Annotated in this window: 14 protein-coding genes; 8 read left to right on the top strand and 6 right to left on the bottom strand. The window is 57.8% G+C overall.

Annotated features, from left to right (window positions below; genetic code table 11):
* Positions 1-38 precede the first annotated feature (38 nt).
* Both ACI2KB_RS06570 and ACI2KB_RS06575 read left to right on the top strand, forming a co-directional pair.
* Entirely contained in the window at positions 39-446 is a 408-nt protein-coding gene (locus tag ACI2KB_RS06570; protein ID WP_404632602.1) for a type III secretion system chaperone, read from the top strand.
* A 163-nt stretch (positions 447-609) separates the two neighbouring features.
* Positions 610-1,056 carry a CBS domain-containing protein gene (locus tag ACI2KB_RS06575; protein WP_404632604.1) on the top strand — a complete coding sequence of 149 codons (447 nt, stop codon included), beginning with the start codon at positions 610-612 and terminating at the stop codon, positions 1,054-1,056.
* Positions 1,057-1,214: 158 nt separating this feature from the next.
* On the opposite strand, the gene ACI2KB_RS06580 is transcribed toward ACI2KB_RS06575, so the two are convergent.
* Entirely contained in the window at positions 1,215-1,937 is a 723-nt protein-coding gene (locus ACI2KB_RS06580) for a hypothetical protein (RefSeq protein ID WP_404632606.1), read from the bottom strand.
* Positions 1,938-2,187: 250 nt separating this feature from the next.
* Here ACI2KB_RS06580 and ACI2KB_RS06585 point away from each other — a divergent pair, with 250 nt between their 5' ends.
* The 4 genes from ACI2KB_RS06585 (at position 2,188) to ACI2KB_RS06600 (ending at position 5,878) form a co-directional block, all read left to right on the top strand.
* The gene (locus ACI2KB_RS06585; RefSeq protein ID WP_404632794.1) at positions 2,188-3,345 is read left to right on the top strand and encodes a murein transglycosylase A; all 1,158 of its coding nucleotides are present in this window, start codon (positions 2,188-2,190) and stop codon (positions 3,343-3,345) included.
* An 18-nt stretch (positions 3,346-3,363) separates the two neighbouring features.
* Entirely contained in the window at positions 3,364-3,969 is a 606-nt protein-coding gene (locus ACI2KB_RS06590) for a GNAT family N-acetyltransferase (protein WP_404632608.1), read from the top strand.
* A gap of 142 nt (positions 3,970-4,111) precedes the next feature.
* Entirely contained in the window at positions 4,112-5,281 is a 1,170-nt protein-coding gene (locus tag ACI2KB_RS06595) for an MFS transporter (RefSeq protein ID WP_404632610.1), read from the top strand.
* A 108-nt stretch (positions 5,282-5,389) separates the two neighbouring features.
* A complete protein-coding gene (locus ACI2KB_RS06600; protein WP_404632612.1) occupies positions 5,390-5,878 on the top strand; it encodes a MarR family winged helix-turn-helix transcriptional regulator in 489 nt (162 codons plus the stop codon).
* Between the two features lie 149 nt (positions 5,879-6,027).
* On the opposite strand, the gene ACI2KB_RS06605 is transcribed toward ACI2KB_RS06600, so the two are convergent.
* Positions 6,028-6,246, bottom strand: a complete 219-nt coding sequence (locus ACI2KB_RS06605; protein WP_404632614.1) for a DUF2934 domain-containing protein — start codon at positions 6,244-6,246, stop codon at positions 6,028-6,030.
* Positions 6,247-6,450: 204 nt separating this feature from the next.
* Positions 6,451-6,783 (bottom strand): hypothetical protein, encoded by a 333-nt coding sequence (locus ACI2KB_RS06610; protein WP_404632616.1) that lies wholly within the window; start codon positions 6,781-6,783, stop codon positions 6,451-6,453.
* Between the two features lie 594 nt (positions 6,784-7,377).
* On the opposite strand from ACI2KB_RS06610, the gene ACI2KB_RS06615 reads away from it, so the two are divergent.
* Complete coding sequence (locus ACI2KB_RS06615) at positions 7,378-8,991, top strand: sensor domain-containing diguanylate cyclase (RefSeq protein WP_404632618.1); 1,614 nt, start codon at positions 7,378-7,380, stop codon at positions 8,989-8,991.
* Positions 8,992-9,097: 106 nt separating this feature from the next.
* Entirely contained in the window at positions 9,098-9,919 is an 822-nt protein-coding gene (locus tag ACI2KB_RS06620) for an EAL domain-containing protein (protein WP_404632620.1), read from the top strand.
* 80 nt (positions 9,920-9,999) lie between these two features.
* Here ACI2KB_RS06620 and ACI2KB_RS06625 read toward each other — a convergent pair whose 3' ends face one another.
* The 3 genes from ACI2KB_RS06625 to ACI2KB_RS06635 form a co-directional block, all read right to left on the bottom strand.
* Positions 10,000-11,106, bottom strand: coding sequence for a Gfo/Idh/MocA family protein (locus ACI2KB_RS06625; RefSeq protein ID WP_404632622.1), 1,107 nt, complete (start codon positions 11,104-11,106; stop codon positions 10,000-10,002).
* Positions 11,107-11,607: 501 nt separating this feature from the next.
* On the bottom strand, positions 11,608-12,510 hold the full coding sequence (locus tag ACI2KB_RS06630) for a manganese catalase family protein (protein WP_404632624.1): 903 nt from the start codon (positions 12,508-12,510) through the stop codon (positions 11,608-11,610).
* Positions 12,511-12,718: 208 nt separating this feature from the next.
* Positions 12,719-13,222, bottom strand: a complete 504-nt coding sequence (locus ACI2KB_RS06635; RefSeq protein WP_404632626.1) for a ferritin-like domain-containing protein — start codon at positions 13,220-13,222, stop codon at positions 12,719-12,721.
* Positions 13,223-13,786 lie beyond the last annotated feature (564 nt).

The following is a 13,786-nucleotide window of genomic DNA, read 5'->3' on the forward strand; positions in this document are numbered from 1 at the left end:
TCACACACCCTATCGACCTGGACCGAAGGAAGCAAAAAATGAGTCATGCCGCCATACTGCTCGACGCGCTGGGCAAACAACTGGGTACCGCTCTGCGACTGGAAAACGGCGTGTGTGCGCTGTTCGACCAGGAAAGGGAAGTTGCCATCATCGAAATCCCGCCATCGGGGGACGTCGCGATCCTGCATTGCAAGCTAGCGCTGCGCCCGGACCCCGGCCTGCATGCACGCCTGTTGCGCCTGAACTTCGACACGGGTGCCATGAGCGGCTGCTGGCTGGCTCTCGACGAGCGTTCAGACGTTCGGTTGTGCGCCGAACTGCCATTGGAGACGCTGAGCGAGGTGTCATTCGTGCACTGGGTGCAGGGATTCGTCAAACAAACTCACGACATCCCTCGTCTTTTACGCGCCCACACCGCCCCCGCAGCGGCAAGACGGATTGGCTGAACGGCTCGAAAAAACGCATGAAAGGCGGCGAACAGCGCCGACATGACGCTTTTCGCCATCTGCACGGCGTATCCGAAACTTGCCGGAATGCCATCTCTCTACGATTCTGTATACACGGCTCGATCAGCGGGCCGTGCTCACAATACGCGCCGGAGAGGCCAGCATGACGACCGTAGCCGAACTACTCAAACTGAAAGAAAAGCATCACGGTGAAGTGCATACCGTCAGACCGGATCAGATGGTCATCGACGCGATCAAGCTGATGGCCGAGAAAAACATCGGCGCCGTGCCCGTGGTTCAGGGCGCCAAGGTCGTCGGGATCGTCAGCGAGCGGGATTATGCGCGCAAGATGGAACTGGCCGGACGCGCCTCGGTGGGCACACCGATCAGCGAAATCATGACCCCCGAAGTGAAAACCATCACTCCGCAACATACCGTCGGTGAATGCATGAACATCATGACCAACGGCCGCCTGCGCCATCTGCCGGTGGTGGATGAGGGCCAGCTGGTGGGATTGCTGTCCATCGGCGATCTGGTCAAGGAAGCCATCGCCGAACAGGCGCGGCTGATCAAGAAGATGGAAGAGTACATTCGCGGGGAGAGTTACTGACGCCTCGACGCCACGCTGTCGTGCAATAAACACGGGATCCTGTGGGAGCGAATTCATTCGCGATTGGCCCCTACATTCGATGGATGACTGTCGGATGTACGACCGTCTCGCGAATGAATTCGCTCCCACAGGGTGTACCGCGAACGATTCGTACTGCTTCACTGCACCGGCAGGAAATTCAGGAACAACAGGCTTTGCGCATAGTTGAGGCCGATCCGGCGATAACGCTCGTCAAGCATCTGAGTCAGCAAGTCCAGCCGAGCCACGATCTTTCCGAACTCAGTGGCAAAGCTCAGATTGCTGCCTTCCTCTGAAATCTCGTTGGAGAACAGCATCAACTCGCCATTGGCATTCTGCCGCTGGCTCAACAACCAGGTCGCTTTTTCGATGTTACGCGCGGCGTTGCTGACGAACGTGGGATTGATCTGATCGGTCATGAAAAATTCCAGTCGCCCACCGTGCGCCGTCACCAGCATGCTGCCGATGGCATAGATGAACGCGCCGACCCGATCCCCCAAAAACTCCGGGCTCAAGGCATAACTCAAGGCTGCCAGGTCTCGACGGTTACCCAATTGCGGCAGCGGCTTTTTCTGCTCGATGGCCTCACGCACATTGCGTTCAGCCGAACGGGCATCGACAAAACCCGACTTGCGCCATTCCGCCGGATTTCGCAAATACAGCTTGTTCATCAATAGATAGAGGCTTTGCAGGTTGTCGTGCATGGCCAGGGTGGCCATTCGGTCAACGCTGGTCTGAAAGAATTCCTGTGGTCGGGTTTCACTGAACTGGGTCGCCATGTCGCGCCCGTCCTGACGGGTGCAACCCGCCGTGCAGAGCGCCAACAGGCACGCCGCGAGAGGTACGCACAGACGGCGGCGCATGTGGAAACAAGAGGAAACAGAAACCATCAATCCAACGCTTCAACGAACTGGACCCCACGCGGATCGTGGCGTCCCGGCCATGCATAGAGCGGCAAACCGGCAAAAAGTGCGACAGGCGCGCAAAATGCGTGCTGAGCACCCACTAACCGAAGCATGATTCGTGGTCTTTTTAGCGCGCACACATTTGACGCCGCCCTCGCCTTTCACCAAGCTAGCCGACTTCACTTGCTTTCAGGAAACACCCCGCGTGATGACCCCAAGCCTGCACTGGCGTCGCTTTCTGTTCTGCCTCACTCCGCTGATCGCCCTGCTCGCCGCTTGTGACGGCGGTGCTCCCAAGCCCAAGCCACCCGAGGCCACTACGTACGTCAGCGTTGAATGGGACAAACTACCGGAGGTCAACGACACCGACCTGATGGCCGGTTACAACAGTTGGTTTTCGGCGTGCAAGCGTCTGGCGAAAGACCCCGTGTGGGGCGCCACCTGCGCGCAGGCTGCGCAAGTACCGCAAGACCCTGCCGCCGTGCGCGACTTCCTCAAGAACGCACTACAGGTCTACAGCCTGCGCTCTTCGGAACACGGCGCCAACGGCCTGATCACGGGCTACTATGAGCCCATTTATAAAGGCAGCGAACAGCGTAACGACCAGCACCCGGTGGCGATCTACGGTGTGCCGGATGACCTGATCATCGTCAATCTGGACAGCATTTACCCGGAACTGAAAGGCAAGCGCCTGCGTGGGCGCCTGGACGGTCGCGTACTGCGTCCCTACGACGACGCCGCCACCATCGGCGAGAAAGGCGTCAATGCACCGGTGCTCGCCTGGCTGGAAAACCCCATTGACCTGCAATTCCTGCAAATCCAGGGCTCCGGCCGCGTGCAACTGGAAAGCGGTCGTCAGTTGCGCATCGCCTACGCCGACCAGAACGGTCACCCCTACAAACCGGTAGGCCGCTGGCTGGTGGAACAGGGCCAACTGACCAAGGATGAAGTGTCCATGGGACGGATTCGAGACTGGGCCATCGCCCACCCCGAGCGCGTGCCGGAATTGCTGGGCAGCAACCCCAGCTACGTGTTCTTCACCCTGCGCCCGGACAGCAATGAAGGCCCTCGCGGCTCGCTTAACGTGCCATTGACCGCCGGTTACAGCGTGGCCATCGACCGCAAGGTGATCCCGCTGGGCAGCCTGTTGTGGCTGTCGTCGACCCGCCCTGACGGCTCACCCCTCGTGCGTCCGGTCGCCGCGCAAGACACCGGGGGCGCCATCGCGGGCGAAGTGCGCGCCGACATGTTCTGGGGCACGGGCGATGCCGCGGGTGAACTGGCAGGCAACATGAAACAGCAAGGGCAGATCTGGATGCTGTGGCCCAAAGGCGCTCCTCTGCCCGACAATAAACCCAAAGGCTGACACAAGGATTTTCTGCGCATGAGCACCGAAATGACGGCCACGGAACAGGTCACGCTGACGGGCGACGCTGTGGCGTTGCAGCCACTTCAGGCAGCGCATGCAGCGGACCTGGTGCGCGCCGCCGAAGACGGCGAGTTGTGGAACATGAAGGTCACGGTCATTCCGGGACCTTCCACGGTCGATCAGTACCTCGCCACCGCCCTGGCCGGACGAGCAGCAGGCACCGTGATGCCGTTCGTCATCGTGCGTCGCGACTCCGGCCAGATCGTCGGCAGCACCCGCTTCTGGAAAATCGACCGCAAGAACCGCAAGCTGGAAATCGGCCACACCTGGCTGGGGCAATCGGTTCAGCGTTCCGGCCTGAACACCGAAATGAAATACCTGCTGCTCGAATATGCGTTCGAGGTCATGCACTGCGTGCGGGTGCAATTCACCACCGACGAACTCAACGAGAAATCCCGCGCAGCGATCCTGCGCATCGGCGCCACACAAGAGGGCATCGTACGCCATGAGCGGATCATGCCCGATGGCCGCAAGCGCAACTCGGTGCGGTTCAGCATCATCGATGACGAATGGCCTGACGTGAAGGCCATGTTGCAAACCAGAATGCAGCGTTTCGCCTGATGGCTTTGTGAGGCGAATCTGCAACGCAAATACCGGTTTCGGGTTGAACTGAAACCGGTTTCAGGTATAACAGGATGCTGATCCTACAAAACATCGCGTCCTTTCCTACATGACCAAGACTGATTCCCCACACGATTTCCACATGGGCTGGCTGCTCTTTGCCCTGGCCATGGGCGCTTTCGCCATCGGCACCACCGAATTCGCTTCGATGACATTGCTGCCCTTCATCGCCGGTGATTTCCAGATTACCCAGCCGTTGGCGGGCCATGCCATCAGCGCCTACGCACTGGGCGTGGTGGTCGGTTCCCCGGTGATCATGGTACTGGGCGTCCGGCTGGAGCGTCGCGCATTGCTGGTGGGACTGGCCGCACTCATCGGGATCGCCAATGCCCTGAGCGCCATCGCGCCGTCCCTGCCGTGGCTGGTGTTCTTCCGCTTCCTGAGCGGCTTCCCCCATGGCGCCTATTTTGGCGTCGCGATGCTGCTGGCCGCGTCACTGGTGCCGAAAAATCAGCGCGCACAAGCGGTGTCTCGCGTCTTTCTCGGCCTGACCATCGCCACCATCGTTGGAGTGCCGTTCGCCACCTGGATCGGTCAAAGCGTCGGCTGGCGCTGGGGGCTGGCGATCGTTGCGGTACTGGCGGCCGTTACTGCCGCGCTGATCCGCTCCCTTGCCCCGATCTCTCCAGCCCAGGCAGACGCCAGCCCGCTGCGCGAGCTGGGTGCATTGCGCTCCCGCCAGGTCTGGCTCACCCTGGGCATCGCCGGAATCGGTTTTGGCGGGGTGTTCTGCGTGTACACCTATCTGGCGGCCACGCTGATCGAGGTCACTCATACGTCGGGCATCATGATTCCCATCGTGATGGCCGTCTTCGGACTGGGGACCACCGTCGGTAATCTGGTCTGCGGGTGGGCGGCGGATCGCGCCACCATGCGCGCCGCCGGGATCTCCCTCAGCTTCACCGCACTGGTGCTGATGCTCTACCCATCCGCCACCGAGAATCTGTGGCTGCTGATCCCGCTGGTCTTTTTCATCGGCTGTGGCGTGGGCCTGGCCGCCATCCTGCAAACCCGTCTGATGGACGTTGCCCCTCACGCCCAATCACTGGCCGGGGCATTGGTCCAGAGCGCGTTCAACCTGGCCAATGCCATCGGTCCATGGGTCGGCGGAATCGTGATTTCCATGGGTTTCGGCCTTCCGGGCACGGGCTATGCCGCCGCTGCATTGACCCTGGGCGGGCTGGGCATGTGGTACTGGGCAATCGTCGATGCACGACGTACCGAACAACGGTTCGCAGGCCAGCAAGCCTGATCGCACGTGCGTCATCGTGTCACCCGAGCAGCGGCCTGAAAAACCTTGTCCGCCTCGCTCGGGCAGGCATAATCGCCGTACCTAAAGCGTGCGAAGAGTAATCCGGCCTTGAAACGTGCGACACCCAGCTCAGACCCGGTCGTGGCGAGCAGTTGTACCAATGGCTCAGTACGCCGCGCCTCCCGCCGTCTGGGTCAAATCTACGACGAAGCCTTCGTGGTGTGCGGTCTGAAGGCCACCCAATACTCCCTGTTGTCGCAAATTGCTCGCAGCGATGAACCTCGCATGCGCGATCTGGCCCAGGCGCTGGTGATGGACCTCTCGGCCCTCGGCCACACCCTCAAACCACTGGTGCGCGACGGACTGGTCGAGTTGCAGATCGATGAAACGGATCGCCGTAGCCGACGAGTGCTCCTGACTGCCGCAGGGCAGCAAAAATACCAGGAAGCACGGAAAATCTCCGAGCGCGTCTCGACCATTTTCGACAAGGCGTTTGGCGCCGAGGAAACGGCAAAGCTGAGGGAGGCGCTGGACTTCATTGCCTCCGAGGGATTTGCCCAATCACTGCTGAACGAACTGCAAGCCGGGCAGACTTGAACAACAGGAGTGGGTGAACAGGTCTCACGCCGCGAGTCCCAGCAGCGAAGCTGCCCTCTGCAGCCTCACCCCGAAGATGACACATCGCAAGAAGCCGAACACCGCTGGAATGAGTGGCTCGAAGACGACGACTGGCGCGTCAGCACGCCTTAACGCCCGACCTCGCCCTCGGGCCCCCCGTCAAGATCCGGCTCAGGGAACAACGTATCGACGCTAGGCCGGTACGGCCCTTTGGTCGGGGCCATCGCAGCAGACTCGGCCAGCTTCGTCGCCATTTCCCAATGCCGGTCTTCCTGGCCTTGAGGCCGACCCTCCGTTTCCCAAATCAATTGCGCAAGCTGACGAACCGCTTCTTCGTCCACACTCATACCTTCCCCCCTGCAACGCTGCGTCAACCACTTCTCGCTCGCAGGACCAACGCCCGCCCCTCTCAAGCTCATGACACATCGAGCGTCAAGCATCGGTCTGTCAGCAAGACGAGCGCCACTGAAATACACTCTGCCTGGCCAGAATAGACCGTTGGCATTGCGGCGCATCGTAGGAATACCACGACCACGCATTCTGGAGCCCTCTCAATCCCGATGCCTGAGCCAGAGGCTGACGATCAGCCCCACTCCCGCAGCCGCCCCCACTGCGGCCCACGGATGCGCCTCGACAAAACGCCGGGCGTTGACCGCTGCCTTTGCAAGCGGGGGGGCTGCATCCGCCGCCGGGGCCGGGGGCTCGGTCCGACTCAAGAACTCAGCCAGGCGCGCTCGGGCCAGACGAGTCCGGTCTTCACGCAGCACATCACCTGCCGCCAGCAAAGCGTTGGTTTCATTGATAAACGTATTTATCTGGTTGCGCGTCTTCCGATAGAGATCGTCGGTCAGCGACTCACTCAGGTCATCGATCATCTGGCTCATGGGCATTACCGGTCTCGGGTTATCGAAAACGGTTGACTCGGCGTTGACCGAATTCGTTCCGATCAGATTTCACGAGACGACAAGCAAGGAATGGGACGTCAACACGACGCGGGAGACGAGTCATAAAAACGAGCGGATACGAAAAAGCCCAACCTTTCCTTAGCCCGCTTCCCGTAGAGAATTGAGTTGCAACCACTCAGCAGCAAGCGTCCTGACAGTAATACACACTCGCCGAACTTATGAATCTTGTAGATCGATCGCTCCCTGATTTGTTCGACGCTCCCCTTATCCTGTTGGACTCGTGAGGCGGCTGAACGGCAAATAGAGGGAACGATGTCGTATGCGGATTGCTCCCATTCTATGGACATCGTTGCCTAACCAGACCTAAAGCTAACAAGCATGGCTCGGCTCGTAACGCATCCGCTCCGATGTTTGAACTCCCACCACGAGTACAGCGCTCTGTGCTTATGAAGAAGGCACGCCATGGAACAGCCCAACGATATGTTGCGCTGATTTCCTAATCTGCAGGGCGTCGATCAAGCTACGCAGCGCCCAGATTTGATGTTTCAACGGGAATAGCCCACCGGGGGCCTAATGCCAGGACGCAGCGAACCATTCGCTCATGCAGAAGAATTACTCGACGAGGCCTCGATGCCAAGCGGACGCCGCGCGTCCGCAGTGTTTCGACTGACTCTGAGCTTCATGCTTCTGATGGTGGTGACCTTTATGGGAGTAGAAGGGTGGAGGGCATGGCGGGATTATCGCCAGGCTTACGCCACCGCTCAAGACGCCGTCAAAAACCTGGCCCAAGCCACCGCTCAGCACGCAGAGGATGCAGTGCGACAAGTGGACGTAATCACAGCCGAACTGCGCGAGCGCGTTGAGGGTGATGGATTGACTCACATCAATATACCCAGAATTCGTGCCCTCCTCGATCAACAGACGAAAATCATGCCGCAATTGCAGGGCATTTTCGTGTACGGGCCGACCGGAGATTGGGTTGTCACCAACCAATACATTACCCCTGAAACTGCAAACAATGCTGACAGAGATTACTTCAACTACCATCGCACCCACTCTGGTCGAGGCATCCTTATTGGAGAGGTCGTGAAAAGCCGCTCCTCTCGTGAGCTAGTGATTCCGATTTCGCGCAGGTTGAACAACCCCGACGGATCCTTCGCAGGCGTGCTTCTTGGCACCATCAAGGTCAGTTACTTCCTCGACTACTACGGGGATTTCAAGATTGACGACAAAGGAGCCTTGGTACTGGCATTACGAAGTGGTCACGTCCTTGTTCGTCGTCCCTTTGTGTCACCCGCTACGGATCAGAGCCTGGCACAGAGCGAGATCTTTACACGGTACCTTCCCGAGTCGGATGAAGGTATTGCCGAAGTCACAGCGGTCATCGACAATACTCAACGTCTGTATGCTTACAAAGCCTTGGCTTCTTATCCCTTGGTGGTCGAGGCTGGTTTGTCACGAGATTCTTTCGTAGGGCCCTGGCAACACGACCTCATGAAAACCGGGCTAGTCCTACTGGCCTTGGTTGCAAGCCTGTGCGGCTTTGGCGCGATCGTATTGACTCAACTACGTGCGCGCTTCGTCCTGGAAAGCAAGGTTCGTAGTGCACACCTGGCCGTCCAGAATATGGCGTTAACCGACAGTCTGACCGGGCTGTGTAATCGGAGGAAATTGGACATCACATTGAATCAGGAGATCGAGCGAACTCGTCGCCAGAAAACCCAATTGGCGCTCATAATGCTTGATGTTGACTATTTCAAACGTTTCAACGACCGATATGGCCATCCCGCAGGTGACGACTGCCTGCAACAGGTCGGACGTGCGATCCAGCAAACCCTCAAACGGCCCGCAGATTTTGCTGCACGCTATGGCGGGGAAGAGTTCGCCGTGTTGTTGCCCGACACCGATTCGACCGGGGCCAGTCAAGTCACAGAAGAGATACTGCAAGCCATCCGAGACTTGAACATCGAGCACGAAGACCACCCCTGCCAGATAGTGACCGCCAGTGCGGGCATCACCACTGCCGCTCCAGACAAGGAGCCAACAACCGGGGCGGCCATGCTCAAATCGGCAGATGCTTTTTTGTACCTAGCCAAGCGTAAAGGGAGGAATCGCTGGTGCTCCAAAGAGACGATTGATGCAGAGAAATTCGTGGCGCAGCTTCCATTCGAGCTAAAACCTCGCTAGTTGACATCAGGAGCCTGCAACACCGGAATCCGAGCTTGTGCGATCGCCCGTTAATGCAATGCGTTGTGCATTCTGCAACACCTACCGAACGGAGGCCATGCATCGGATGGCCGCTGTATCAGGAGCGCCTGTGAACCCCAAATTACCCCCGTTTAAGTCAGTCAGCTGCGCCCAATGCCGGAATCTAGAAGATCTGGGGTTCAGCTTCACAATGGCCTTCCAGCCGATCTTCAACATTCGAACCGGGTTGCCTTACGCATACGAGGCCCTTGTTCGAGGTTTGAACGGCGAGTCTGCTGCAAACATCTTGGGGCTGGTGAATGACCACAACCGATACCGCTTTGATCAGGCGTGTCGAGTACGAGCAATCGAACTCGCAGCGGGGCTAGGTCTGCCGTCGATCCCAGACTGCAAGCTCAGTATTAATTTCCTGCCCAACGCTGTGTACAGGGCCGAGACTTGCATCCGAGCCACGTTGGAGGCCGCTCGCACGTTTGACTTCCCAGTTGAGCGTCTGATGTTCGAGGTAACCGAAGGCGAGCGAGTCGATGACCCTGAACATCTGAAATCCATCTTCCATGAGTACGAGCGCCAAGGATTCACCACTGCCATCGACGACTTCGGATCAGGTTATTCAGGCCTGAATTTCCTAGCGATGTTTCAGCCGAATGTCCTCAAGATCGACATGGCACTTACTCGCGGCATTGATCGAGACAACGTACGCCACGCCATTGTCGAGGGCATCGTCCTTGTGTCCGAACGACTAGGGATCACCGTCGTGGCTGAAGGCATCGAGACGTTGGAGGAACGAGACACGCTGCTGGCGTTGGGGATTGATCTCATGCAGGGCTATCTCTTTGCCAGACCCGTTGTAGGTGATCTGCAGACAATGCCGGAAGCGTTAACCTCGACGCTTCGCGGAACTTGATCCGGCCCATGTGCGCATGGGTTACCCCTCCCCGTGGGCAAGCCGACGCCCGGATAAGTACCACGCATCGGCTTGCCTTATCACTCGGTCGGCAATTCGGTATTGATGTAGGGAGGAACATCGGCCAATGCCAGCTTTCGGCACTGCGTGCTACGAGGCTGGGACCTGGGTGCCAGCGGCTCGAGCTTTTGCGGTAGGCCAGTTTTGAGTGCTCGCTCAATCGCCATCACAACCCTCACGTCTCGCCATCCCTCTTCGCAATCAGGCTCAGGTGCCAGGTCATTGAGAATGCAGCTGGAAAAATACGAGGTCTCGCCAGCGAACTGATCAACAACCGGATGAACATGCTCAGTGGTCTCGCCGTTGACCGTCGCCCGATAACTGATCGCGACGCCTTCGCCATACCCAAAGCACGGCGATGCCTCGATCTCGCCTTCGGTGCCGAGGAGCTGAAAGCGCTCAGTGTCCGGTAGTGTATAGCTCACGGTGAAGTGGGCCAGCCGCTCTTGCGGGAAACGCAACGAGACGGTCACTGTGTCCCACGAATCCAGCGGGGAGCCTGGCGTCTTTGAACCTAATGCCATGACCTCGATGGGCTCGGCGTTGAAAAGCTTTCTCACCATGTTCAAGGGATAAGGCCCCATGTCGGCCACGGGGCCAGCGGCGAAACCATTCTGGTTACGGTGGTTGCTGGCCTTAACCACTTGCGCGAAGGTGGACGTGAACACCCGAGGGTCACCGAACTCGCCCTTTTGCACACGTTCAATCATCTCAAGCGTCCCGGGCTCACAATGCAGCCGGTAAGCGACCATGAGTTTTGCGGCCGTCCGTTCTGCAACGTCCACCATCTCCCGGCATTCGGCTTCGGTAGTTGCCATGGGTTTTTCCAAAAGAACGTGGATGCCAGCGTTAAGCGCTGGGATCACATATTGGGTATGCAGGAAATTCGGTGTCGCGACGTAGACAGCGTCGATTTCCCCGGAAGCCAGAAGCTCGGGGTATTCAGCATACGTATAAGACTTCAGGCCATAGATCGATGCCAGATCCTGTGCCTTGACCGGATCGCCTGTGACCAAGGCTGTCATCATCGAATTGTCCGTCTGGCCAATCCCAGGCATGAAAGCGCCCTGCGAAATTGAACCTCCTGCCACCACGGCGTACCGTATCTTTCCGTCAGAGCTGGGCATCATTTCCTCCTGTTGCATCAATGAGTCGCATAGGGAGTGGGCAAGCTCGCCCTGACAAGGTTCCATCTTTATCAAGCGACATGCGGCAGAGTACTTCGAAGACTGCGAACGACTGGCAGCGGTGATCCGGCGATCTTTTACTCAGAACGATACCGGGCTGAATCAATCAACTTAGCCGACTGACTCGGAGCCAAGACGTTCTTACTCCGATTATCTGCGCATCCGATCCAGTGGAGCAAAAGCTTGGCTCGGTCTACGACCGGCAAAGCAATCCCTGTTTAAAGCGCTGAATGAACAATGCGGTGTGTAGGCCGCGCGCGCAGGCATTGGCTTGCGAGTCAAAGCTGCGAGCACAACGCTCAAACTCATTTGAAACATGCGCTTCGATACTTCCGACACCTTGGCTGTTGGTCGAGAGATTCCGAGAACCAGAGGCCATGAGCGATCTCCTGATCTGAATTTGCGAAACTGGCAGCAACTGGCGCTGCCGCCAGGAGAGAATTACAGCGCTGGGTCGATATCCTTCTCGGAGCCTTGGCCAAGGCCAGAGCCCAGGTCTGCGCCGGTTACCGGGTCGGATGTAAGATCGGATTTGGTACGTTCCTTCAGCATGGTCAGCGTGACCGAGTCATCTTCACTCAGCGTGATCGATGCCGTGCCGTCACCACCGTCCACCGCTGGATGAGGGTTCTCGACATATTCAAACTCGGTCTCGCTGTTCCAGGGCCCACGCACGTTCGGCTCGCCATTGGACATGCTGAAATAGGTACGGGTGAACTCCGGCATGCCCGGCAACTTGCCTTGCGGAAAGTTGGGCTGGATCGAATGCAGGGCTTTCTCGAACGAGAGCTGGTGGGCGATTTCGCGAGTCATCAGAAACCCCAGCGCATCCTTGATGCCAGGATCGGTGGTGACATTCATCAGGCGCTCATACACGATCTTGGCTCGGGCCTCTGCAGCGATATTGGAGCGGAAATCCGCCGTCGGTTCACCGATGGTGTCGATGTACGCAGCAGTCCAAGGAACGCCTGCGGAATTCACCAGAGGCGCGCCTCCCCCATAAAGCAGGCTGGTAATGTGTGAATCGTTGCCAGCACCATTGATATCGCGGTAGAGCTCGCCTTCAGCCTGAACGCCTTCGGCTAGCTTGCCCTTGGCGCCCTTGTTGAGCATGACGATGATCGACCCGATGATTTCCAGATGGCTCAGCTCTTCTGTGGCGATATCCAACAGCAGATCCTTGCGACCTGGATCTTCCTCGGCGAGCGCTTGGATGAAATAACGAGTGGCAGCCGCCAGTTCGCCCTGAGCTCCACCAAATTGCTCCAGAAGTAAATTAGCCAAACCCGGATTAGGCTCAGCGACGCGCACGGTATATTGCAAACGTTTGTTATGTAAGAACATGTTGTTACTCCCATCCGTAGCTATTTTAAGGCGAGTTCGGGCCGAAACCCGATATCGCTCACGGTTTACTCATCAGAAATCAACTTCAAACATAAAGCTGCTTAGCCGACCCTAAACTCACGATGCTCGACTTATACACAGTTTCAGTTTTGTACAGTTTCAGTCTCAAAGTGAGTTCGCGGCACCGAAATGGCGATGACGCAGTCCATCACTTTTTAGCGAGCGTCGCCGCTTGGTTACCGCCCTCTTCGGCGATGGCCGAAAGCTTCTCATCGGCGGCCTTTTCCTCTGCCAGCGTTTCGGCCAAGAGATTGGCAGCGTCCGTCATTCCAAGGTGTTTGGCCATCGCGATGAGCGTGCCGTAGCTCGCTATCTCGTAGTGCTCGACTTTCTGGCAGGCCCCGATTAACGCGGCGTCCAGCACCTCGCCCTTCTCGATTTCATCGAGCAGTTCCTTGCTCTCCTCCACGAGACCTTCCATGGCAACACATTTCATGCGCTTGAGCTTCAGTCCGGCTTGCTCGACGAGTTGATCAATGCGTTCGATCTGGCCTTGGGTTTCTTCGAGATGTGAAGCGAACGCCTCGGCGAGCTTGGGATTAGTGGACGCACGAGCAAGTCGTGGCAGTACTTTGGTGATCTGTTTTTCGGCGCTGTAAACATCAGATAGTTCGTGAATAAAGAGATCATCGACCGTCTTTCTACTCGCCATGTCATTATCCTCGTCTGGTGACGTCAGGTGAAATAAGCGCAACCCTTACGTGGGGTGCTAATTACTCGACCCTACGCAAACGGCGAGGGTTCGAAAAGGAAAAATCTTTTACCGACAGGTGGTAGTTATCACTATTTACATGCCCCGATGAGTCAATTCGAGTGAACGTTTCTGCCACTGTTTTCTCATACTTTTGGGCGTTAACGCCTTTGATGGAACGACGAGGAAATCGATATTGCCAAGTGTTTAAGCGCATGCGCGATCACCCTGTTTTTTTGATCAGGCAGTTTTGGGCGGAAGGTGCGTGTTCGGTTGGGGCATGGCGCTGAGCTCTGCTCGGAGCTCTCCTATCCGTTCCGAGATGGCACGACTGGTACCCAATGTAGCGACATCAATCCCGCCCACCGCCAAGTTGGCGCCGGTGGTTCGGTCGAGGATCCCTATGGTCAACTCATTGGGATTTTTTCCACCCTGTGGATTTTGCTCGGCGGGTTCTCTGCACTGATGCACTTCGCCGCGATGTCATTCCCCCGAGATAAATCGCGAACTCCTTCCCCCGCTAAC

The organism is Pseudomonas sp. NPDC088444, assembly GCF_044900175.1.
In the GTDB taxonomy this organism is placed as follows: domain Bacteria; phylum Pseudomonadota; class Gammaproteobacteria; order Pseudomonadales; family Pseudomonadaceae; genus Aquipseudomonas.

Bases quoted from the DNA above. Each gene is read 5' to 3' on its own strand.
- ACI2KB_RS06570 (WP_404632602.1), top strand. From the start codon at position 39: ATGAGTCATGCCGCCATACTGCTCGACGCGCTGGGCAAACAACTGGGT.
- ACI2KB_RS06575 (WP_404632604.1), top strand. From the start codon at position 610: ATGACGACCGTAGCCGAACTACTCAAACTGAAAGAAAAGCATCACGGT.
- ACI2KB_RS06580 (WP_404632606.1), bottom strand. From the start codon at position 1,937: ATGCGCCGCCGTCTGTGCGTACCTCTCGCGGCGTGCCTGTTGGCGCTC.
- ACI2KB_RS06585 (WP_404632794.1), top strand. From the start codon at position 2,188: ATGACCCCAAGCCTGCACTGGCGTCGCTTTCTGTTCTGCCTCACTCCG.
- ACI2KB_RS06590 (WP_404632608.1), top strand. From the start codon at position 3,364: ATGAGCACCGAAATGACGGCCACGGAACAGGTCACGCTGACGGGCGAC.
- ACI2KB_RS06595 (WP_404632610.1), top strand. From the start codon at position 4,112: ATGGGCTGGCTGCTCTTTGCCCTGGCCATGGGCGCTTTCGCCATCGGC.
- ACI2KB_RS06605 (WP_404632614.1), bottom strand. From the start codon at position 6,246: ATGAGTGTGGACGAAGAAGCGGTTCGTCAGCTTGCGCAATTGATTTGG.
- ACI2KB_RS06610 (WP_404632616.1), bottom strand. From the start codon at position 6,783: ATGAGCCAGATGATCGATGACCTGAGTGAGTCGCTGACCGACGATCTC.
- ACI2KB_RS06615 (WP_404632618.1), top strand. From the start codon at position 7,378: ATGCCAGGACGCAGCGAACCATTCGCTCATGCAGAAGAATTACTCGAC.
- ACI2KB_RS06620 (WP_404632620.1), top strand. From the start codon at position 9,098: ATGGCCGCTGTATCAGGAGCGCCTGTGAACCCCAAATTACCCCCGTTT.
- ACI2KB_RS06625 (WP_404632622.1), bottom strand. From the start codon at position 11,106: ATGCCCAGCTCTGACGGAAAGATACGGTACGCCGTGGTGGCAGGAGGT.
- ACI2KB_RS06630 (WP_404632624.1), bottom strand. From the start codon at position 12,510: ATGTTCTTACATAACAAACGTTTGCAATATACCGTGCGCGTCGCTGAG.
- ACI2KB_RS06635 (WP_404632626.1), bottom strand. From the start codon at position 13,222: ATGGCGAGTAGAAAGACGGTCGATGATCTCTTTATTCACGAACTATCT.